This window comes from Fulvimonas sp. R45 (assembly GCF_030504985.1).
Lineage (GTDB): Bacteria > Pseudomonadota > Gammaproteobacteria > Xanthomonadales > Rhodanobacteraceae > Rhodanobacter_A.
This window is the reverse complement of the sequence record NZ_JASERU010000002.1, coordinates 266,960-288,125: the sequence shown is the minus strand read 5'-3', so window position 1 is coordinate 288,125 and position 21,166 is coordinate 266,960. Positions and strand designations below refer to the sequence as shown.

Sequence of the window (21,166 nt, the reverse complement as noted above, 5' to 3'; positions counted from 1 at the left end):
GAAGGCTGCGCTTCGGCCGTACCCTCACCCCTGCCCCTCTCCCGACGGGAGAGGGGTTCGGCTTCGGCAAGCGCGGCGGCAAGACGGGCAAAGGCCGCGTCGTCGGGCGGCAGGCCAAAGCGCAGGCTGGGCGGATCGTCGAACAGGCGCACCAGGATGCCGCTGGCCGCCAGCGCGCGATGGATCGCCGCCGCGTCCGCGTGCGGGCACCACTGGAACAAGGCGCAGCCGCCCGCGGGTTCCAGCCCGTGCGCGGCCAGCAGCGCGGCCAGCTTCGTGCCGGCATCGACCAGCCGTTCGCGTTGCCGCGCCTGCCAGCTGCGATCGGCCAGCGCCCGCGTCAAGGCATGGCGGCTGGGACCGGCCAGCGCCCATGGCCCCAACGCCTCGCGCAGGGCGTCGAGCAGCGACGGCGCGGCGCAGACGAAGCCGGCGCGCGCGCCGGCCAGGCCGAAGAACTTGCCCGCCGAGCGCAGCACCACCAGGCCGTCGCGGTCCGCATGCGCGCACAGGCTGGCGTGTGGCGCCACGTCCATGAAGGCCTCGTCCACCACCAGCCAGCCCCCGCGCGCGGCCAGCGCGGCGTGCGCATCCAGCAGGCGTTGCGGGTCGAAGCGGGCGCCCGTCGGATTGTTGGGATGGATCAGCACCAGCACGTCGCAGTCGCCGGCCGCGGCCGGCAGCTCCGCGGCGGCGCGCCGCTCGACGCGATGCCCCGCGCGCTCCCACGCATGGGCATGTTCGGCGTAGCCGGGCGCGATCACCGCCACTCGCGACGGCCCGCGCAGCCGCGGCAACGCCTGGATCGCCGCCTGCGAACCAGCCACCGGCAGCAGGTGCGCCGCGCCGTAGTACGCGCGCGCCGCCTCGACCAGACCGTCGTCGTCCTCGGGCAGGCGCCGCCAGGCCTCGGACGGGATCGGCGGCACGGGATACGCGAACGGACTGATGCCGGTGGAGAGATCGAGCCAGGTCTCCAACGGGATGCCGAATTCGCGCGCCGCGCGGCGCAGGCGGCCGCCGTGCTCAAGCATGGCCCACCCTCCACGCCGCCAGCCCGGCCAGCAGCGCCACCGCCAGCCACGCCGCCACGCCACGACGCAGCAGCGCCAGCGCGCGATGGACCGACGCCGCGTCCGGCGGCGCGCCCGCGCCCAGCACGGGACGCGCTTCCCACTGGCCGTGGTACGGCGCCGGGCCGCCCAGCTCCACGCCCAGCGCGCCCGCGCCGGCAGCCATCACGGGGCCGGCGTTGGGGCTGTCCCACTGCGGCGCCTGGCGGCGCCAGCACCCCAGGGCGCGCTCGAACTGGCCGCACAGCGCATAGGTGAGCGCGGTGAGCCGCGCGGGCAGGACGTTCAGCGCGTCGTCGATGCGCGCCGCGGCCCAGCCGAAGCGCGCATAGCGCGGCGTGCGGTAGCCCCACATCGCATCCAGCGTGTTCGCCAGCCGGTACAGCACCACGCCCGGCGCGCCCAGCACGGCGAACCAGAACAGCGCGCCGAACACCGCGTCGTTGCCGTTCTCCAGCACCGATTCGGTGGCCGCCGCGGCGACCTGGCGCCCGTCCAGCGCAGCCGTGTCGCGGCTGACCATGCGGCTCACCGCGGCGCGCCCGGCATCCAGCTCGCCGGCCGCGAGCGCATCGGCCACCGGCTTTGCATGCTCGCCCAGGCTGCGCAGGCCCAGCGCCAGGTACAGCACCGCGATGGCGAAGAACCAACCCGCCCGGCCCGGCAGCCACCGGCACAGCAGCCAGGCCGCCGCGACCGCAGGCAGTACCGCCGCGCACCATGCGACGACGCCGGCCACGCGGCGATCGGCGTGCCAGCGCGATTCGATCCGGACGGCCAGACGGCCGAACGCGACCAGCGGGTGCGCGCGCCGCGGTTCGCCCAGCAGCGCGTCGAGCAGCACCGCCGCCAGCATCGCCAGCGCGGTCGTCATGGCAGGAACAGCCGCACGGCGGCCTCGGGGCCGGACGGGAAATAGACGTGCACGAAGCTCGCGGTGAGGCGGCGGTCGCGGTACACCGCCTCGCGGCCAGGCGCGCCGTTGGGATTGACGGCGACGGCTATCGGCGGCGCCTCGACGTCCGCCTGCACGTGGTGGAAGGTGTGACCGCGCACCGCCCCCTCGGGCAAGGCGACTTCCTGCAGCCCCAGCGCGACCAGGCGCGGCTGCAGCGCCGCGCGGCCGCGCAGCAGGCCCGCCATCGCGGCCTCGTGGCCCTTGCCGTCGGCGAGCCGGTCGAGCAGGAACAGCATGCCGCCGCATTCGGCCAGCAAGGGCTTGCCCGCGTCGCGGTGGGCGCACAGCGCGGCGTGCAGGTCGGTGCGTCGCGACAGCGCGGCCAGGTGCAGTTCCGGATAGCCGCCCGGCAGCCACGCGGCGTCGCAGTCGGGCAGCGGCTCGCCGGCCAGCGGCGAGAAGAAGGCGAGCTCCGCGCCGGCCGCGCGCAGCAGGTCGAGGTTGGCGGGATACAGGAAGCAGAACGCGGCGTCGCGCGCCACCGCGATGCGCCGGCCGCGCAGCAGCGGCGGCACCACGGGCGGTGCCGCCGGCGCGAACGTCGTCGCCGGCGGCAAGGCGGTGTCGGCATGGCGCGACCAGGCGTCGGCCAGGGCGTCGAGGCGCATGTCGAGATCGTCCACCTCGCCGGCCGCGACCAGGCCCAGGTGGCGTTCCGGCAGGGCCAGCGCCGCGTCGCGCGGCAACGCCCCGAGCCACTTGATACCGGCGGGCAGGCTGTCGCGCAGCAGTTGCGCGTGGTAGTCGCCGCCGATGCGGTTGGCGGCCACGCCGTGCAGGCGCACGTCGTCACGGTAGTGCGCCAGGCCGTACGCCACGGCGCCGAAGCTCTGCGCCATCGCGCTGCCGTCGATCACCGCCAGCACCGGCAGGCCGAGCTTCGCCGCCAGGTCGGCGCTGGACGGCGCGCCGTCGAACAGGCCCATCACGCCCTCGACCAGGATCAGGTCGGCGGCGCCCGCGGCGGCGTACAGGCGTGCGCGCACCTCCGCCTCGCCACCCATCCACAGGTCGAGCTGGTACGCGGGCGCGCCGGCCGCGCGGCCGGTGACCAGCGGGTCGAGGAAGTCCGGCCCGGTCTTGAACACGGCCACGCGCCGGCCCTGCCGCGCGTGCCAACGCGCCAGCGCCGCGGTGACCGACGTCTTGCCCTGCCCCGAGGCCGGCGCGGAGACCAGCAGCGCGGGGCAGCGGCGCGGCGCGTTCACAGCTCGATGCCCTTCTGCGCCTTGATGCCGGCCTCGAAGGCGTGCTTGACCAGGCGCATCTCGGTGACCGTGTCGGCCGCCTCGACCAGCGCGTCCGGCGCACCGCGGCCGGTGATCACCACGTGCTGGCGTTCCGGCCGCGCCGCCAGCGCGGGCAGCACCTGGTCCAGCGTCACGTACTGCTTGACCAGCGCGATGTTCAGCTCGTCCAGCAGCACGAAGTCGTAGCCGGGGTCGGCCAGCATGCGCGCGGCCTCGCGCCATGCGGCCTGCGCCGCGGCGATGTCGCGCGACTTGTCCTGGGTCTCCCAGGTGAAGCCCTCGCCCATCACGCGGTAGTCCAGCTCCTCCGGGCCGAAGTGGCGGAAGAACGCCTCCTCGCCGGTGGAGAACGTGCCCTTGATGAACTGCACCACGCCGCAGCGGAAGCCGTGGCCCAGCGAACGCGCCAGCATGCCGAAGCCGGACGAGCTCTTGCCCTTGCCGTTGCCGGTGTTCACCACCAGCACGCCGCGGTCGATGGTGGCGCGGGCGATCTTCCGGTCCACCAGCGCCTTCTTGCGCTGCATGCGCTCGCGGTGGCGCTGCTCCGGGGTCGCCGATTCGCGGTCGTTCATGCGCGCACCTCGCGGCGACGCCACGCGCGCAGGCGCGCCAGCGCGGCATGGACGGCCAGCCCCGCGGCCACGTAGGCCAGCGTGGTGCGCACGAACGGCGGCCCCCACTGCCACAGCCGCGCCAGGTATTCGCCCGGGTGCGGGTGGACGTAGCGGCCGCCCAGCCAGTAGAACGCGCCGTTGGAGATGGCGAACGACAGCGCCGCGGCCAGCAGCGCCACGCCGAACGCGCCGGCCAGCGCCGCCGGCGCGGCGGCGAGGCGCGGCGCGTAGGCGCGCCCGGCGTACCACAGCGCCGCGTAGGCCAGCGGCAGGAAGGCATAGGCCGGGGTGACACAGAAGTCGCTGACGCCGGCCAGGCTGATCGCCGCCCAGTCGATCATCACCGCCAGCGCCACGAGCAGCGCGAACGCGAGGTGCCGGCGCAGGTACAGGCCACCGAGGAAGAACACCGCCATCGACGCGTCCGGCAAGTGCAGTGCGTCGCCCGCGTGGCCAAAGCGGGTGGCAGTCATCAGCACGGCCAGCGCCGTGGCCACGGCGAGGCTGGTGCTGCGGTCGGGGCTCTGCATGGCGATTCCTCCTCCGAAGGCGCTCAGCGCGCCGGCTGGTAGCGCAGGGTCAGCATGAAGTTCCGGCCCGGCTGGTTGTAGTACCACGCGGTCTCGTAGCGCTTGTCGAAGGCGTTGCGCAGCGCGAACTGCAGTTTCCAGTCCCGGTCCAGCGCGTAGGCCAGGCGCAGGTCGGTGAGCGCGTAGCCGCCCAGCCGGTGGGTATTGGCGAGGTCGTCGTAGCGGTCGCCGGAGACGAACCAGCTGCCGCCCACGCTGAACCTGCCGAAGCTGCGGTCGGCGTCCAGCCGCGCGGTCGCGCGCGCGCGGCGCGGCAGCAGGTTGCCGTAGGCGCCGTCGTGGGCGTGGTCGCGCGGGTCCAGCCAGCTGGCGGTCGCGCCCAGCGACCAGCCGGCCACGGTGGCGCCCAGCGAGCCCTCGGCGCCGCGGATGCGCGCGCGGTCGATGTTGTTGGGCGCGCCGAAGGGGTGCAGCGCGTCGACCAGCGAGGGGTCGTAGGCGATCAGGTCGCTGATGTCGTCGCGGTACACGCTCACCGACCACCAGCCCCGGCCGTGCGTGCCGCGCAGGCCCAGCTCGGCGTTGCGCGAGCGCTCCGGCCTGAGGTTCGCGTAGCCGTAGTCCGGGTAGTACAGCTCGTTGAAGGTGGGCGCGCGGAAGGCGGTGCCGTAGCTGGCGGTGAGGCGCAGGCCGCGGGCGACGTCCCAGCCCCACAGCAGGCTGCCGGTGTTCTTGCCGCCGAACTGGCTGTTGTCGTCGCGGCGCACGCTGGCCTGCAGCGACTGCCGGCCGAAGTCCTGCTGCCACTGCGCGAACAGGCCGCGGTCGATGCGGCCGTGGACGGCGTAGTCCTCGGCGCTGGTGAGCCCGTCGCGCTGCCAGTCGAAGCCCACGCTGTACAGGCCGCCGCCGGCGCCGATGTCGGCCTGCAGCGTGCCGAGCGTGCGGCGCGTGTCGAAGCGGTCGTTGAACACGTTGTGCAGGTAGATCTTGCTGAGGTCGGCGGTCTGGCCCACGCCGGCGGTGACGTCGACGTTGTCCGCCGCGTGCCAGTGCAGCTTGCCGCCGGCCACCTGCGACACGGTGTCGGTCGAATCGCTGGTGGTGCCGTCGTACTCGCTGTGGCCTTCGCTGCGGAAGAACTGCGCGTCGCCGTCCCAGGCGTGGCTGAAGCGGTAGCCGCCGCGCAGGCTCAGGCCGTTGTCGCGGTAGCCGTCCCTGTCCGGCTGGTCGGCGTAGCAGGCGGCGAACGCCTCGGCCGCGCCGACGCGGCAGGCGTTGATGCCGCGGGTGTTCTCGTGGCTGGCCTGCACGGCGTACCAGCCGTCGCCGCTCTTGCCGGAGAAGCCGGCCGAGCCGGTGGCGTCGCGGTAGCTGCCGAAGCCCAGCGCCAGGTTGGGCGTGAACGCCCCCTGCGGCCTGCGGGTGAAGATCTGGATCACGCCGCCGATCGCCTCCGAGCCGTACAGGCTGGAGAACGGTCCGCGCACGATCTCCACGCGCTCGATCTGTTCCACCGGGATGTCCTGGATCGACGCGATGCCATTGGTGGCCGAACCGAGCTTGAGGCCGTCCACCAGCACCAGCACCTGGTCGGCCTCGGTGCCGCGCAGGAAGATCGAGGTGGCCTTGCCCGGGCCGCCGTTGTTGACCAGTTGCAGGCCCGGCGTGCCGCGCAGCAGGTCGGCCAGCGACGCGGGCTGCAGGCGCTCGATGTCGGCGCGGTCGATCACGGTGACCGCGGCCAGGGTCTGGTCCTGGGTCTGGGCGGTGCGGGTGGCGGTGACCACCACGGTGTCGAGGTCGGCCGGCGCGCTGCCGGCGCAGGCGGCGGTGGCGAACAGGGACAAGGCGAGTGCCGGCACGGCGTGCCTGGCGCGAACGGGACGAATGGACACGACAACGCTCCTGGACCGCGCCTACCCGCGCGGATGACGATGGATCGGGACAGGAGCAGGAGGACGCGGCCGGCATGCGCTGCGCACGCCCACCATGACATGCCCACCGCCTGTCTGGCCTGCCTCGAGGCCGGTCTCCGGGCTCGCGAGCGAAGGTGTCCACCTTCCCGGCCGCGCCTTCCCATGCGTGATGCACAGTGGCTTCGTGCGGACCGTCTGCTCGCCTACCGTTGCGGGGGCAGCTCCGGAATGGCCGACCATCTGCATGGCGCGGCGCCACCGGATTCCCGTTTCAACCACCGGCCACGCCGGCGGTCACCTCAGGCTCGCGCATCTTAAAGCAGCCGGCGGCGCGGCGCCATGTGAGGGAATGACCTGCTGCGTCCGCGCCCCGGGCCGACGCAGGTGCGCATGTCTGTTTTCGTGTGCTGCGCACGAGTACCTCGCTGGATGACCAGACCTTCATCTGTTGAAAAGCGCCTCCAGCTTTCGCTGGAATGACGATGAGGGGCATAAGCCGCGAAGCAAGAATGAAGCGGTTCGACCGCACTGGAGCAAGCGAAGAACAACAAGCCGCGACACCCACGCCCAGCCCTCAGTGATCGGCGACGGCGCGGTGTGGCCGAGGGTCTAACAGGAGAGGCCACGGCTGTTCCCAAACGCCTCAAGCGCCAAGGCTTGTAGGGTCGGCGGGCTCCACAGGCCATTTCTCATGGCAGGCGAGCAATCTGGCGACCACGCCAACACCAAAAGCCAGATCCCATGAAGGGCGGCGCAAGACCCGCCCCTCATCCCAGCCTTCTCCCCGGAGGGGAGAAGGAGCAAAGCCCCGGCGCAAGCGAGCACGCGCCGCGACCACGCGCGACGAACATGAAAAAGCCTCCTGCCCCGGCCAAGGGACAGGAGGCCATCAACCCCACCCGTTACGCGGCAACGAACGCGAGGTGCCCGCCCTCGGCATGCACCCGGATCGTACTCCCGGGCGCGAACCTTCCCTGCAGGATCTCCCGCGCCAGCGGATTCTCCAGCTGCTGCTGGATCGCCCGCTTCAGCGGCCGCGCCCCGTACACCGGGTCGAACCCGACGTTGCCCAGCAGGGCCAGCGCGTCGTCGCCCACTTCCAGCCTGATCTCGCGCTCCGCCAACCGCTTCTCCAGATAGGCGAGCTGGATCTTCGCGATGGCCCGGATCTGCGCCTTGTCCAGCGGCCGGAACACCACCAGCTCGTCCAGCCGATTGATGAACTCGGGGCGGAAGTGGTTCTGCACCACGCCCAGCACCGCGGCCTTCATCGTGGTGTACTCCGCCTCGGCGTCGCCACCGTCGCCGGCCATGTCCTGGATCAGGTTGGAACCCAGGTTGGAGGTCATCACGATCACGGTGTTGCGGAAGTCCACCGTGCGGCCCTGGCCGTCGGTGAGGCGGCCGTCGTCGAGCACCTGCAGCAGGATGTTGAAGACGTCGGGATGCGCCTTCTCCACTTCGTCCAGCAGGATCACGCAGTACGGCCGGCGGCGCACCGCCTCGGTGAGGTAGCCGCCTTCCTCGTAGCCCACGTAGCCCGGGGGCGCGCCGACCAGACGGCTCACCGAGTGCTTTTCCATGAACTCGCTCATGTCGATGCGCACCATCGCGTCGGTGGTGTCGAACATGAACTCGGCCAGCGCCTTGCACAGCTCGGTCTTGCCCACGCCGGTCGGGCCGAGGAACAGGAACGAGCCGTTCGGCCGGTTCGGGTCGGACAACCCCGCGCGCGAACGGCGGATGGCGTCGGAAACGGCCTTCACCGCCTCGTCCTGGCCGACCACGCGCTTGTGCAGCTCGTCTTCCATGTGCAGCAGCTTCTCGCGCTCGCCTTCCAGCATCTTGCTGACCGGGATGCCGGTCCAGCGCGAGACCACCTCGGCGATCTCCTCGGCGGTGACCTTGGTCTGCACCAGCCTGAAGTCGCCGTTCTGCTCGGCGGCCTGCGCCGCGACGAGCTGCTTCTCCAGCTCCGGCAGCCGGCCGTACTGGAGCTCGCTCATCCTGGCGTAGTCCTGCCGGCGCTGGGCGGATTCCAGTTCCTGCCGCGCCTGCTCGATCTGCTCCTTGACCTTGGTCGCGCCCTGCAGCGCGGCCTTCTCCGATTTCCATACCTCGTTGAGGTCGGAGAACTCGCGCTCCAGCCTGGTGATGTCGGCCTCCAGGTCGGCCAGGCGCTTCTTCGAGGCCTCGTCGGTCTCCTTCTTCAGCATCTCGCGCTGGATCTTCAACTGGATCAGGCGGCGCTCCAGCCGGTCCAGTTCCTCCGGCTTGGAGTCGATCTCCATGCGGATGCGCGAGGCGGCCTCGTCCATCAGGTCGATCGCCTTGTCGGGCAACTGGCGGTCGGCGATGTAGCGGTTGGACAGGGTGGCGGCGGCGACGATGGCGGGGTCGGTGATCTCCACGCCGTGGTGCACCGCGTAGCGCTCCTTCAGGCCGCGCAGGATGGCGATGGTGTCCTCGACGGAAGGCTCGCCCACGAACACCTTCTGGAAGCGGCGCTCCAGCGCGGCGTCCTTCTCGATGTATTGGCGGTATTCGTCCAGCGTGGTGGCGCCGATGCAGTGCAGCTCGCCGCGCGCCAGCGCGGGCTTGAGCATGTTGCCCGCGTCCATCGCGCCCTCGGCCTTGCCGGCGCCGACCATGGTGTGCAGCTCGTCGATGAACAGGATGATCTGGCCCTCGTTCTTGGCCAGGTCGTTGAGCACGGCCTTCAGGCGTTCCTCGAACTCGCCGCGGAACTTGGCGCCGGCGATCAGCGCGCCCATGTCCAGCGCCAGCACGCGGCGGTCGCGCAGGCCTTCCGGCACCTCGCCCTTGACGATGCGCTGGGCCAGGCCCTCGACGATGGCGGTCTTGCCCACGCCGGGCTCGCCGATCAGCACCGGGTTGTTCTTGGTGCGCCGCTGCAGCACCTGGATGGTGCGGCGGATCTCCTCGTCGCGGCCGATCACCGGATCGAGCTTGCCCGACTCGGCGCGCGCGGTCAGGTCGATGCAGTACTTCTGCAGCGCCTGGCGCTGGTCCTCGGCGTTCTCGCTCTGCACCTTCTCGCCGCCGCGGAGCTTGTCGATCGCGGCCTCGAGGTGGGCCCTGGTGGCGCCGGCGGCCTTCAGCGCCGCGCCCAGTTCGCCCTTGTCCTCCAGCGCCGCCAGCACGAACAGCTCGCTGGCGATGAACTGGTCGCCGCGCTGCTGCGCCAGCTTGTCGGTGAGGTTGAGCAGGCGGTTGAGGTCGTTGCCCAGGTTGATGCTGCCCTCCTGGCCGCTGACCCGCGGCAGGCGTTCCAGCAGATCGTTCACGCGCTGCTGCAGCATCGGCACGTTGACCTGCGCCTGGGTCAGCAGCGGGCCGGTGGAACCGCCCTGCTGGGCCAGCAGCGCGGCCATCACGTGCACCGGCTCGAGCATGTTGTTGTCGCGGCCCACGGCCAGCGACTGCGCGTCGGCCAGCGCCTGCTGGAAACGCGAGGTGAGTTTGTCCATCCGCATCGGTTCGATCCCCACAATGGATTGGGCGGCGCGCCGCCACTGTCCGCCGAGATGCGGACTGCAGCGGGCGATTCAAGCAAGCCGCGCGCCCAGGGGACGTCAAGGTTTCAGCTGGCGGACGGCTTGCGGGCCCGGCCGGGAGACGGCCGCGGGTCCATGGACACGCGGAAGATCAGCCGCCGGCCAGCCAGACCAGGCTGGCGAAACGCCCGCTGCGCGCGCCTTCGCGCCGGTACGAATAGAACCGCGTATCGGCAAGGGTATCGAACCCGCCGCCATGCACCCGGGTGATCCCTGCCGCCGCGAGCCGCCGCCGCGCCAGCGCGGCGAGGTCGCACCGCCAATGCCCGGGGCGCGTTGCCGCGAAGCACGCGGCCGCGCCGGCGTCGCGGTCGACGAAGGCGGCGCGGACCTCCTCGCCCACCTCGTAGGAAGCCGCCCCGATGCACGGCCCCAGCCAGGCCAGCAGGCGCGACGGCGCGGCCTGCATCTGCTCGACGGTGGCTTCCAGCACGCCCGCGGCCAGGCCGCGCCAGCCGGCGTGGGCGGCGCCGATGGCGCTGCCGTCGTCGGCGCAGAACAGTACCGGCAGGCAGTCGGCGGTGAGGATGGCGAGCACGGTGCCCGGGATGCGCGAGACGGCGGCGTCGGCCTGCGGCTCGTCCGGCCCCGGCAAGGGGCCAAGCTCGGCCACGGTGGTGCCGTGCACCTGGTGCAGCCAGCGCGGGGCGCTGGGCAGGCGCAACGCGGAAGGCAGCACCTCGCGGTTGCTGCGCACCGCCTCGGCCTGGTCGCCACTGCGCAGGCCGAGGTTGAAGCGGCCGAACGGGGGTGCCGACACGCCCGGGCCGTCGCGCGTGGTCACGGCCGCATGCACGCGCGCCGGGGCGGGCCAGTCGGGGAAGAGCCAGGTGTCCGTCATGGTCTTCGCGGGGGGATGGGGAAGCCACAAGGATCGCATACGCGGACGAGTGCTGCCTGCCGTGCCGGTCCGGCGCCCGGCCTGTGCGCGAACGCCCGCTCACGGGTGACGCCACGCACAGGGAGCGCTCCCGCGGTCAGTCGTCGTCGGCGCCGTTGGCGGCAAGATCCCCGCGCAAGGCGTCGACCAGCGCATCCAGGTCGGCCGGGCGCGGCGCCTGGAACGCCATCGGCTCACCGCTCGCCGGGTGCTCGAACGACAGCCGCTCGGCATGCAGCGCCTGCCGCCGGAAGCCGCGCAGCGCGGCGGCCAGCTCCGGCGTGGCGCGCTTCGGCAGCTTAAGGCCGCCGCCGTACAGCGGGTCGCCCACCAGCGGGTGGTGAATGTGCGCCATGTGCACGCGGATCTGGTGGGTGCGGCCGGTCTCCAGGTTGCACTGGACCAGGCTGTGCGCCCGGAAGCGCTCGCGCAGGCGGTAGTGGGTGACGGCGCGCTTGCCGTCGTCCTCATCGCGCACGGCCTGGCGCAGGCGGTCGCCGATATGGCGGCCGAGCGGCGCGTCCACCGTGCCGCCGGCGACCAGGGTGCCGGCCACCACCGCCTCGTACTGCCGCTCCACCGCGTGGCGCGACAGCATGTCGACCAGCGCGGTCTGCGCCGGCAGCGTGCGGGCCACCACCATCAGGCCGGAGGTGTCCTTGTCCAGCCGGTGCACGATGCCAGCGCGCGGCAGCTCGGCCAGCTTCGGGTCGTGGTGCAGCAGCGCGTTCAGCAGGGTGCCGTCGGGGTTGCCCGCGCCGGGGTGGACCACCAGGCCGGCGGGCTTGTCCAGCACCAGCAGGTGCTCGTCCTCGTGCACCACGGCCAGCTCGATGGCCTGCGGCCGGCTGGCCACCTCGGTTTCCAGCTCCGCCTCCAGCCGCACCTGCTCGCCGCCGCGCAGCAGCTGGCGGGGCGGCGCCGGCGCGCCGTCCAGGGTCACGCTGCCGGCCTTCACCCAGGCGGCGAGGCGCGAGCGCGAGTAGTCCGGGAACATCTCGGCCAGCGCCTGGTCGAACCTCCGACCCGCGGCCGACAGGGGCACGACCGCCTGGTGGCGGATGGTGGTCATGCGGGCCTCCCCGGCGAACCGGCGGTTTCGGCTATCATCCCTTTTCGATCAAACATCTGAATCCTCTAATCCATGCGCGTATCCAAGCCGTCGGCCCTGCTGCCCGCCCTGTCGAAGGGGCTCGTGGCGATCCTGCTCGCCAGCGCCCTGAGCGCCTGCGCGATGTTCAGCCACAAGAAGCAGACCATCGACACCATGCCGCTGCCGCAGCTCTACGCCAAGGCGCACAGCTCGCTGGAACACGCCGACTACGCCGCGGCCGAGACGGACTACCAGCGGCTGATCGCCCGCTTCCCGTCCGGCCCCTACAACGAGCAGGCCCAGCTGGACCTGGCCTATGCCCAGTACAAGGACAACAAGCCGGACGACGCCTATTCGACGATCGACCGCTTCATCAAGACCTTTCCCATGCACAAGCATGTGGATTATGCCTATTACCTGCGCGGCCTGATCAATTTCGACCGTACCGGCGGCGTGGTCGAGCGCTGGTTCGGGCGCAACAGCTCGCAGTCGCGGCGCGACCAGGGCTACAACCTGAAGGCCTTCGACGACTTCTCCGAGCTGACCCGGCGCTTTCCCAACAGCGCCTACGCCGCCGACGCGCGCCAGCGCATGATCTACCTGCGCAACGTGCTGGCGCAGTTCGAGATCAACGTGGCCGAGTTCTACCTGCGCAACAAGGCCTATATCGCCTCGGCCGACCGCGCCCAGTACGTGATCGAGCACTACCAGCAGGCGCCGCAGGCCGGCGACGCGCTGGCCATCCTGTGCCGCAGCTACCTGCAGCTGGGCCTGAAGAAGCAGGCCGGCCAGGTGCGCGAGGTGCTGGCGCTGAACTACCCGGACCACCCGTACCTGAAGGACGCGAAGTGGCCGCATCCGCCGTCGCTGCTGCGCAAGATGGTGCCGTTCTCGGGACACCACTGACGGCGTACCCGTCCGGGCTCCAGCAAAAAGCCGGCGAGCGATCGCCGGCTTTTTCGTGTCGGCGCCGGGGCCCCGGAAAACCGCAGCGCCGGCGGATCCCGTCACTTACCGCCAGCCGGAGGTGATCGGATAGCGCCGCTCGCGCCCGAACGCGCGGGTGGTGACGCGCGGGCCCGGCGCCGACTGGCGGCGCTTGAACTCGTTCGCCAGCACCAGTCGCACCACGCGGTGCACGGTGTCGGCCGCGAAGCCGGCGGCGACGATCTCGGCCTGCGACTGCTCGCCTTCGATGAAGCGCTCCAGGATGGCGTCCAGCTCGTCGTAGGGGGGCAGCGAGTCCTGATCGGTCTGGTCGGCGCGCAGCTCGGCCGAGGGCGGGCGGTCGATCACCGCCGGCGGGATGGTCCACGCGCGGGGAACGGGAGGTGCGCCGGCAACCCGCACGTTCCCCGACTCATTGCGCCAACGCGACAACCGGTACACCACCGTCTTGTACACATCCTTGAGCGGCGCGTAGGCCCCGCACATGTCGCCGTACAGGGTGGCGTAGCCCACCGCCATCTCGCTCTTGTTGCCGGTGGCCAGCAGCAGGCGGCCATGCTTGTTCGACAGCGCCATCAGCATCACGCCGCGGGTGCGCGACTGCAGGTTCTCCTCGGTGGTGTCCGCGCCCTTGCCGGCGAAGGCGGGCGTCAGCGCGTGGATGAAGGACTCGACGGTCGGCTCCACGTCGATCACGTGGTAGTCCACGCCCAGCCGCTCGGCCTGGCCGCGGGCGCCGTCCAGCGACAGCTGCGAGGTGTAGCGCGAGGGCATCATCACCGCGGTGACGCGGTCGGGGCCCAGCGCGTCCACCGCCAGCGCCAGGGTCAGCGCCGAGTCGATGCCGCCGGACAACCCCAGCAGCACGCCGGGGAAGCCGTTCTTGCCGATGTAGTCGCGGATGCCGCGCACCAGCGCGGCGTACAGCACGGCCTCGGCCGAGGCGTCGGCGGCGATCGGCCAGTCCTGTGCGTGCAGGGTGCGCGTGGCCGGGTCGAACTCGGCCCACAACAGCGCGTCGACGAAGGCCGGCGCGCGCGCGGCGACCGTGCCGTCGCCGTTCACCAGCAGCGAGCCGCCGTCGTAGACCACCTCGTCCTGGCCGCCGACCAGGTTGAGGTAGGCGATGGCGCAGCCGGTCTCCCTGGCGCGCGCGGCCAGCACCGCCTCGCGCTCGGCCGCCTTGGCGGCACCCCACGGCGAGGCGTTGATCACCACGATCAACTCGGCACCGGCACGCGCCGCGGCGGCGGCCGGCTCGGCCTGCCATACGTCCTCGCAGATCAGCAGCGCGACGCGCACGCCGTCGATCACCGCGATGGTGCTGGCGCGGCCGGGGCGGAAGTAGCGCTGGTCGTCGAACACGCCGTAGTTGGGCAGCGCCTGCTTGTGCGCCACCTGCGCCACGCGGCCCTCGCGCAGCAGCGCGGCGGCGTTGTAGACCTCGCCTTCGCTGTGCGGGAAGCCGACCAGCGCGGCCAGGCCGTCGGCGTCGGCCGCCAGCGCGTCCAGTTCCTGCTGGCAGGCGGCGAGGAAGCTGGGGCGCAGCAGCAGGTCCTCGGGCGGGTAGCCGCTGAGGGTCAGTTCGGGAAACGCCACCAGCGCGGCGCCGCCGGCGCGCGCCGCGCCCATCAGCTCGCGCACCTTCCGCGCATTGGCGGCGACGGCGCCCACCGGGAAATCGTGTTGGGCCAGCGCGAGGCGGAGGGTGGCGGTCATGGGCGTGCAAGCGGCGGGAGGGGGAGGCACATTCTAGTGGCGCCGGGACCCGCCCGGATGTCGGCCAGGTTCAGCGCAGGTCGTCGGCACCGAGGCTTTCCACCAGCGCCCGCATGCCTTCGCACAGGCGCTGCAGCTCAGCCGCGCCGATCACGTAGGGCGGCATCACGTAGACCAGCTTGCCGAACGGGCGGATCCAGATGCCTTGCGCCAGCATGCGCTGCCGGATGCGCTCCAGGCGTACCGGCGCAACCAGCTCGATCACGCCGATGGCGCCCAGCACGCGCACCTCGGCCACCTGCGGCAGCTCGCGCGCGGGGGCGAGGCCTGCGGCCAGCGTGCGCTCGATGGCGGCGATCCGGCCTTGCCAGTCCTGCGCCAGCAGCAATCGGGTCGAAGCCAGCGCCACCGCGCAGGCCAACGGGTTGGCCATGAAGGTGGGGCCGTGCATGAACACGCCGGGCTCGCCAGCGGCGATCGTGTCGGCGACGTCGCGCGTGCACAGCGTGGCCGCCAGGGTCAGGTAGCCGCCGGTGAGCGCCTTGCCCAGGCACAGGATGTCGGGCGTGACGCCGGCCCACTCCGAGGCGAACAGCCGGCCGCTGCGGCCGAAGCCGGTGGCGATCTCGTCGCAGACCAGCAGCACCTCGTGCTCGCGGCACAGCCGCGCCAGTTCGGCGAGGTAGCGCGGGTGGTAGAAGCGCATGCCGCCCGCGCCCTGCACCACCGGCTCGATGATGAAGGCGGCGATCTCGTCCGCGCGCCCGGCGAACAGCTGCGCCACCGGCGCGATGTCGTCGTCGTCCCACTCGTCGCCGAACGGCGTGCGCGGCGCGGGCACGAACAGGCGCCGCGGCAACGCCGGGCCGAACAGGCCGTGCATGCCGGTCACCGGATCGCAGACCGACATCGCGTTCCAGGTGTCACCGTGGTAGCCCGAGCGCACGGTGGCGACGTTGGCCTTGCCGGGCCGGCCCCTGGCGTGCTGGTACTGGATCGCCATCTTCAGCGCCGCCTCCACCGCCACCGAGCCGGAATCGGCGTAGAAGACCGCGTCCAGCCCCTTCGGCACGATGTCGAGCAGCAGCCTGCCCAGCTCGATGGCCGGCTCATGGGTGAGCCCGCCGAACATCACGTGGGACATCCGGCCAAGCTGGTCGACGGCCGCCCGGTTCAACGCCGGGTGGTTGTAGCCGTGGATGGCGCACCACCACGACGCCATGCCGTCGATCAGGCGCGTGCCGTCGGCCAGCTCCAGGTGCACGCCCTCGGCGCGCGCCACCTTCAGTGCGGGCAGGCCTCCCGGGGCGCTGTAGGGGTGCCAGAGGTGGGCCTGGTCGAAGGGATCGGTGAGCATCTCTACGCTCCGGGAAAACGGGAACGGCCTCGATCCCGTTCGTGCTGAGCGTAGCTTGCGCCAGCAAGCGGAGTCGAAGCGACTGCGTTCCATGCCCTTCGACTCCGGCCCTGCGGGCCTACGCTCAGGGCGAACGGAACCGTCGCCCATCAGCCAGAAAAGCAAAGGCCGCGACGAGGCGCGGCCTTTGCATCTGCGGTACGGAACCGCTTACTTCATCAGTCCGGCAAGCGTCTTGCCGAGGTCGGCCGGGGACTTCACCGTGGTGACGCCGGCCTTCTCCAGCGCGGCGAACTTCGCCGCCGCCGTGCCCTTGCCGCCGGAGATGATCGCGCCGGCGTGGCCCATGCGCTTGCCGGCCGGGGCCGAGGCGCCGGCGATGAAGGACACCACCGGCTTCTTGACGTACTCGCCGATGAACTCGGCGGCGTCTTCCTCGGCGCTGCCGCCGATCTCGCCGACCATGATGATGCCCTCGGTCTGCGGATCGTCCTGGAACAGCTTCAGGCAGTCGATGAAGTTGAGGCCGTTGATCGGGTCGCCGCCGATGCCGATGCAGGTGGACTGGCCCAGGCCCTCGTTGGTGGTCTGGAACACGGCTTCGTAGGTCAGCGTGCCCGAGCGCGACACGATGCCGACCTTGCCCGGCTTATGGATGTGGCCCGGCATGATGCCGATCTTGCACTCGCCCGGGGTGATGATGCCGGGGCAGTTCGGCCCGATCAGCACGGTTTCCGGATGCTGCTGCAGCACGTTCTTCACCCGCAGCATGTCCAGCACCGGGATGCCCTCGGTGATCGCCACGATCACGCGGATGCCGGCGTCGATGGCTTCCAGGATGGAATCGGCCGCGAACGGCGGCGGCACGAAGATGACCGAGGCGTCGGCGCCGGTCTCGGCGACGGCTTCGTCCACCGAGTTGAAGACCGGCAGGCCGATGTGCTCGCTGCCACCCTTGCCCGGGGTGACGCCGCCGACGACCTGGGTGCCGTAGTCCAGCGCCTGCTGCGCGTGGAAGGTGCCCTGCTGGCCGGTGAAGCCCTGCACGAGGACCTTGGTGTGCTTGTTGACGAGAACGCTCATGTCTTAATTGCTCCTCACTTCGCGGCGGCCACGGCTTTCTGCGCCGCGTCGTTGAGATCGTCGGCCGGCGTGATCGCCAAACCGGAATTGGCCAGCAGCGCGCGGCCCTGCTCCACGTTGGTGCCCTGCAGGCGCACCACCACCGGGATGGTCAGGCCCACTTCCTTCACCGCGGCGATGATGCCTTCGGCGATCAGGTCGCAACGCACGATGCCACCGAAGATGTTGACCAGGATGGCCTTCACCTTGTCGGAGGAGAGGATCAGCTTGAACGCCTCGGTGACGCGCTCCTTGGTGGCGCCGCCGCCCACGTCGAGGAAGTTGGCCGGCTCGCCGCCCGCCAGCTTGATCACGTCCATGGTGGCCATGGCCAGGCCCGCGCCGTTGACCATGCAGCCGATCGAGCCGTCCATGGTCACGTAGTTGAGGTTGTTCTGCACCGCGGCCGCCTCGGCCGCGTCTTCCTGGGTCAGGTCGCGCATGGCGGCCAGTTCGGGGTGGCGGAACTCGGCGTTGTCGTCGGAGTTGACCTTGCCGTCGAGCGCGGCCAGCGAGCCGTCGGCGAGGATCGCCAGCGGGTTCAGCTCGACCAGCGACAGGTCCTTCTCGTTGAACAGCCTGTACAGGCCCAGCATGATCCTGGTCAGCTGGCCGACCTGCTTCGGGTTCAGGTCCATCGCGAAGCCGAGCTGGCGGCACTGGTACGGCTGCAGGCCTTCCACGAAGTCCACCACGATGGTGTGGATGTCCTCCGGGGTCTCCTTCGCCACCTGCTCGATGTCCACGCCGCCGTGCTTGGAGGCGATGAAGGAGATGGCCTTGCTGTCGCGGTCCACCAGCACCGACAGGTACAGCTCCTTGGCGATGTCGGTGGCGTCGGTCACCAGCACCAGGTTCACCGGCAGCGCGCGGCCCGCCGACTGGTAGGTGGCCATGCGGGTGCCCAGCATGCCCTTGGCGGCAGCGTGCACCTCGTCCAGGCTCTTGCAGAACTTGACGCCGCCGGCCTTGCCGCGGCCGCCGGCGTGGATCTGCGCCTTGACCATCCATTGGGAACCGCCCAGCGCCTTGGCGGCGTCGACGGCGGCGTCGGGGGAGTTGGCGACCTTGCCCGGCGGCACGGTCACACCGTACTGCGCGAACAATTCTTTGGCCTGGTACTCGTGGAAATTCATTCGATACCTCGGGCGAACGGGGGAAGGATCGGCCTCGCGCGGAAGACACGCGGCGCGGGCTGGGAAACGGACGGCGGTTCGGGACGCGCTGCCGGCATGCATGCGCCGCGGCCATGCCTCGGCATGGCGGGAACCGCGCAATACGGCCGCCTATTTTCGTGGAAGCGGGCCGCCAAGGAAAGGGGCATGGATCGAAGGCCCCGCGCCCGCGCCGCATGGCGGCGTCGCAGCCGCTGCCGATACACTGGCGGGACGCCCTGCCGCCGAGTGCTTGCCGTGTCCAGCCGCGCCTCCGCCGTACCGCCCCGCACCGCCCCCCAGGGCACGGTGCGCCACGAGCTGCTGTTCCTGGGCTATTTCCGGCTGGCACAGGCGCTGATCTACACCGGCCTGGCCTTCAGCCCGCAGGGCGCCGGCTGGACCCGCCCGCAGGACGCCGCGCTGGCGCGCGCCGCGGGGCTGCTGTACCTGCTGTTCGCGGTGCTGGCGCTGCCGGCGCTGCGGCTGGTGCTGCCGCGCGTGCGGCTGCTGGTGTCGGCGGTGCTGGCCGTGGACGTGCTGGCCGCCGTGCTGGCCGTGGTCGCCATGGGCAATGCGCGCATCGGCATCGAGATGATGCTGGCGGTGAACCTGGCCGCCGGCGCGCTGCTGCTGCCGCTGCGCATGGCGGCCTTCTTCGCCGCGCTGCTGGCCACGCTGGGGCTGATCGGCCACACCCTGCTCGAACTGCCGGCGACGGGGGCGGCGGACGACCACAACCTGCTCGAGTCCAGCCTGTTCGGGCTGGCCTACTTCGCCATCGTGGCGCTGTGCAACGTGCTGAGCCGGCAGATGCGCGCCACCGAGGCGCTGGCCGAGCAGCGCAGCATCGACCTGGCCAACCTGTCGCAGGTCAACGAGCTGATCATCCGCCGCATGAAGACCGGCGTGCTGCTGGTGGACGACGCCAACCGCATCCACCAGATCAACGAATCGGCCTGGATGCTGCTGGGCAACCCCTCCGCCGACCAGCGCGACCTGGGCCGGCTGGCGCCGGAGCTGTCGCGCCGCCTGTACCACTGGATGACCTCGGGCAAGCTGGACGAGACCGCCACCCAGCTCGCCGACGGCGTGCCCGAGGTGGTGCCGCGCTTCTCCCGCCTCGCGCCGGGCGACGACTCGCTGGTGTTGATCTTCCTCGACGACACCTCGCTGGTCTCGCGCCGCGCCGAGGAGCTGACGCTCAGTTCGCTGGGCCGGCTGTCGGCTTCCATCGCGCACGAGATCCGCAACCCGCTGGCGGCGATCCGCTACTCCGCGCAGCTGCTGGCCGAGTCGCCCGACATGAAGGACGGCGACCAGCGCATGGTGGAGATCATCAACAACCACTGCGGCCGGCTCAACGAGATCATCGAGAACATCCTGCAGCTGTCGCGGCGCGAGCGCTCGCGGCCGGAAACGCTGGACCTGGGCCGCTGGGCCAGCGATTTCGTGGCCGAGTACCTGCAGGGCAACGACATCGGCAGCGACACGCTGCGCCCCGTCGCCGGCCACAGCCGGGTCACCGCCGTGGCCGACCCGCAGCAGCTGCAGCAGGTGGTGTGGAACCTGGTGCAGAACGCGCTGCGCTACGGCCGCATGCCGGGCGAGCCGGCGCGCGTGATCGTGGTGTCGCGGCTGGGCGAGCACGGCGAGCCGATCCTGGAGGTGATCGACCGCGGCCCCGGCATCCCGCCCAAGGTGGCGGCGCAGATGTTCGAGCCGTTCTACACCACCCACGAATACGGCACCGGCCTGGGCCTGTACCTGGCGCGGCAGATGAGCGAGGCCAACCAGGCCGCGCTGGAATACGTGCGCGTGGCCGGCGGCGGCAGCTGCTTCCGGCTGCTGCTGGCGCCGCCGGCGCGCGTCGCCGAGGCGGCCGGCTAGCCCGGAGGCTGCGCCCGGCGCGGCATCACGTCGCCCGCACGATCAACGAGGTCGGCAGCATCTGCGAGCTCACCGCCTGGCCCTGGATCAGCGCCAGCACCTTGCGCGCCAGCAGCACGCCGCCCTCCTGCCAGTTCTGCCGCACGCTGGACAGCGGCGGCAGGAAGCTGGCGCCCAGCGGGGTGTCGTCGTAGCCCACCACCGAGACGTCGTTGGGCACCGACAGGCCCAGTTCCACCAGTGCGCGGATCGCCCCCATCGCCAGCAGGTCGCTGCAGGCGAAGATGGCGTCGAAGCGCACCTTGCGCGCGGCCAGCGAGCGCACCGCGTCGGCGCCCGAATCCAGCGTCCAGTCCACCCGCTGCAGCAGCAGCGGCTTGATGCCCTGGCCGGCCAGCTCGTCGACGAAGCCGTGCAGGCGCTGCGCCATCTCGGGATGCTCTGAGTTGCCGATGAACACCGGGTGGCGGCGGCCGATCGACAGGAAGCGCTCGGCCACGCTGATGCCGCCCTGGCGGTTGTCGCTGCCCACCACGATGTGGTTGTCGCGGTCGCCGCGCGCGCCCCACACCACCATCGGCAGGCCCATCTTGTCGTACAGCCGCACCGCGTCCTCGCGCTCGCCCTGGCCGAGCAGGATCACCCCGTCGGCGGCCTGCACCGCGGCGTCGGCCGCGCCCTGGCGGGTGGTCAGCAGCACGCTGTAGCCGGCCGAGGTCAGTTCCTGCGAGATGCCGCCCAGCAATGACAGCGGATAGGGATCCCACATGGTGCGGCTGGAGGACGGCTGCATCTCCACGATCACCGCCACCGTGTGGCTGCGCCGCAGGCGCAGGTTGCGCGCGCTGACGTTGAGCTTGTAGCCCTGCTTGCGCGCCAGCGCCTGGATCCGCTCGCGCGTGTCCGGCGAGACCAGCGGGCTGTCGGCCAGCGCCCGCGACACGGTGATCTTGGACACCCCCGCCAGCTTGGCCAGGTCCGCCATGGTGGGGCTGGGCCGCGCCGCGGCCGGCTGCTTTTTCTTGGCGGAACTCACTCCCTGCCCTCGCATGCTGGTGGATCGGTCGGCGGCCAGTGT

Annotated in this window: 15 protein-coding genes, 1 pseudogene and 1 riboswitch; of the genes and pseudogenes, 2 read left to right on the top strand and 14 right to left on the bottom strand. The window is 71.5% G+C overall.

Going from position 1 to position 21,166, the window contains the following annotated elements:
• Positions 1 to 62 precede the first annotated feature (62 nt).
• The 9 genes and pseudogenes from cobD to rluD form a co-directional block, all read right to left on the bottom strand.
• A pseudogene (gene cobD, locus QMK61_RS02775) lies at positions 63 to 1,034 on the bottom strand (threonine-phosphate decarboxylase CobD); the annotation flags it as partial.
• Positions 1,027 to 1,947, bottom strand: coding sequence for an adenosylcobinamide-phosphate synthase CbiB (gene cbiB, locus QMK61_RS02770; protein ID WP_302070254.1), 921 nt, complete (start codon positions 1,945 to 1,947; stop codon positions 1,027 to 1,029). The pseudogene cobD and the gene cbiB, both read right to left, overlap by 8 nt.
• Positions 1,944 to 3,239 (bottom strand): cobyrinate a,c-diamide synthase, encoded by a 1,296-nt coding sequence (locus QMK61_RS02765; protein WP_302070252.1) that lies wholly within the window; start codon positions 3,237 to 3,239, stop codon positions 1,944 to 1,946. The genes cbiB and QMK61_RS02765 overlap by 4 nt, the downstream gene beginning before the upstream one ends.
• Complete coding sequence (gene cobO, locus QMK61_RS02760; RefSeq protein WP_302070250.1) at positions 3,236 to 3,856, bottom strand: cob(I)yrinic acid a,c-diamide adenosyltransferase; 621 nt, start codon at positions 3,854 to 3,856, stop codon at positions 3,236 to 3,238. The genes QMK61_RS02765 and cobO overlap by 4 nt, the downstream gene beginning before the upstream one ends.
• Positions 3,853 to 4,428, bottom strand: a complete 576-nt coding sequence (locus QMK61_RS02755; RefSeq protein ID WP_302070249.1) for a hypothetical protein — start codon at positions 4,426 to 4,428, stop codon at positions 3,853 to 3,855. The genes cobO and QMK61_RS02755 overlap by 4 nt, the downstream gene beginning before the upstream one ends.
• Positions 4,429 to 4,451: 23 nt before the next feature.
• Positions 4,452 to 6,326, bottom strand: a complete 1,875-nt coding sequence (gene btuB / locus QMK61_RS02750) for a TonB-dependent vitamin B12 receptor (RefSeq protein WP_302070248.1) — start codon at positions 6,324 to 6,326, stop codon at positions 4,452 to 4,454.
• Positions 6,327 to 6,436: 110 nt separating this feature from the next.
• Positions 6,437 to 6,664: riboswitch (cobalamin riboswitch) on the bottom strand.
• Positions 6,665 to 7,249: 585 nt separating this feature from the next.
• Positions 7,250 to 9,844, bottom strand: coding sequence for an ATP-dependent chaperone ClpB (clpB, locus tag QMK61_RS02745; RefSeq protein WP_302070247.1), 2,595 nt, complete (start codon positions 9,842 to 9,844; stop codon positions 7,250 to 7,252).
• Positions 9,845 to 10,016: 172 nt separating this feature from the next.
• Positions 10,017 to 10,766 (bottom strand): peptidoglycan editing factor PgeF, encoded by a 750-nt coding sequence (gene pgeF / locus QMK61_RS02740; RefSeq protein ID WP_302070246.1) that lies wholly within the window; start codon positions 10,764 to 10,766, stop codon positions 10,017 to 10,019.
• Positions 10,767 to 10,902: 136 nt separating this feature from the next.
• The gene (rluD, locus tag QMK61_RS02735; RefSeq protein WP_302070245.1) at positions 10,903 to 11,877 is read right to left on the bottom strand and encodes a 23S rRNA pseudouridine(1911/1915/1917) synthase RluD; all 975 of its coding nucleotides are present in this window, start codon (positions 11,875 to 11,877) and stop codon (positions 10,903 to 10,905) included.
• Between the two features lie 72 nt (positions 11,878 to 11,949).
• Here rluD and QMK61_RS02730 point away from each other — a divergent pair, with 72 nt between their 5' ends.
• Complete coding sequence (locus QMK61_RS02730) at positions 11,950 to 12,804, top strand: outer membrane protein assembly factor BamD (protein ID WP_302070244.1); 855 nt, start codon at positions 11,950 to 11,952, stop codon at positions 12,802 to 12,804.
• A gap of 105 nt (positions 12,805 to 12,909) precedes the next feature.
• On the opposite strand, the gene QMK61_RS02725 is transcribed toward QMK61_RS02730, so the two are convergent.
• The 4 genes from QMK61_RS02725 to sucC form a co-directional block, all read right to left on the bottom strand.
• Complete coding sequence (locus tag QMK61_RS02725) at positions 12,910 to 14,565, bottom strand: NAD+ synthase (protein WP_302070243.1); 1,656 nt, start codon at positions 14,563 to 14,565, stop codon at positions 12,910 to 12,912.
• Between the two features lie 70 nt (positions 14,566 to 14,635).
• Entirely contained in the window at positions 14,636 to 15,922 is a 1,287-nt protein-coding gene (gene bioA / locus QMK61_RS02720) for an adenosylmethionine--8-amino-7-oxononanoate transaminase (RefSeq protein WP_302070241.1), read from the bottom strand.
• A gap of 210 nt (positions 15,923 to 16,132) precedes the next feature.
• Positions 16,133 to 17,005, bottom strand: coding sequence for a succinate--CoA ligase subunit alpha (sucD, locus tag QMK61_RS02715; RefSeq protein WP_302070240.1), 873 nt, complete (start codon positions 17,003 to 17,005; stop codon positions 16,133 to 16,135).
• Between the two features lie 14 nt (positions 17,006 to 17,019).
• A complete protein-coding gene (sucC, locus tag QMK61_RS02710) occupies positions 17,020 to 18,180 on the bottom strand; it encodes an ADP-forming succinate--CoA ligase subunit beta (protein WP_302070239.1) in 1,161 nt (386 codons plus the stop codon).
• A gap of 276 nt (positions 18,181 to 18,456) precedes the next feature.
• Between sucC and QMK61_RS02705 the strand changes: the two genes are divergently transcribed.
• Complete coding sequence (locus tag QMK61_RS02705) at positions 18,457 to 20,088, top strand: ATP-binding protein (protein ID WP_302070238.1); 1,632 nt, start codon at positions 18,457 to 18,459, stop codon at positions 20,086 to 20,088.
• Between the two features lie 25 nt (positions 20,089 to 20,113).
• On the opposite strand, the gene QMK61_RS02700 is transcribed toward QMK61_RS02705, so the two are convergent.
• The gene (locus tag QMK61_RS02700; protein ID WP_302070323.1) at positions 20,114 to 21,073 is read right to left on the bottom strand and encodes a LacI family DNA-binding transcriptional regulator; all 960 of its coding nucleotides are present in this window, start codon (positions 21,071 to 21,073) and stop codon (positions 20,114 to 20,116) included.
• Between the last annotated feature and the right edge of the window lie 93 nt (positions 21,074 to 21,166).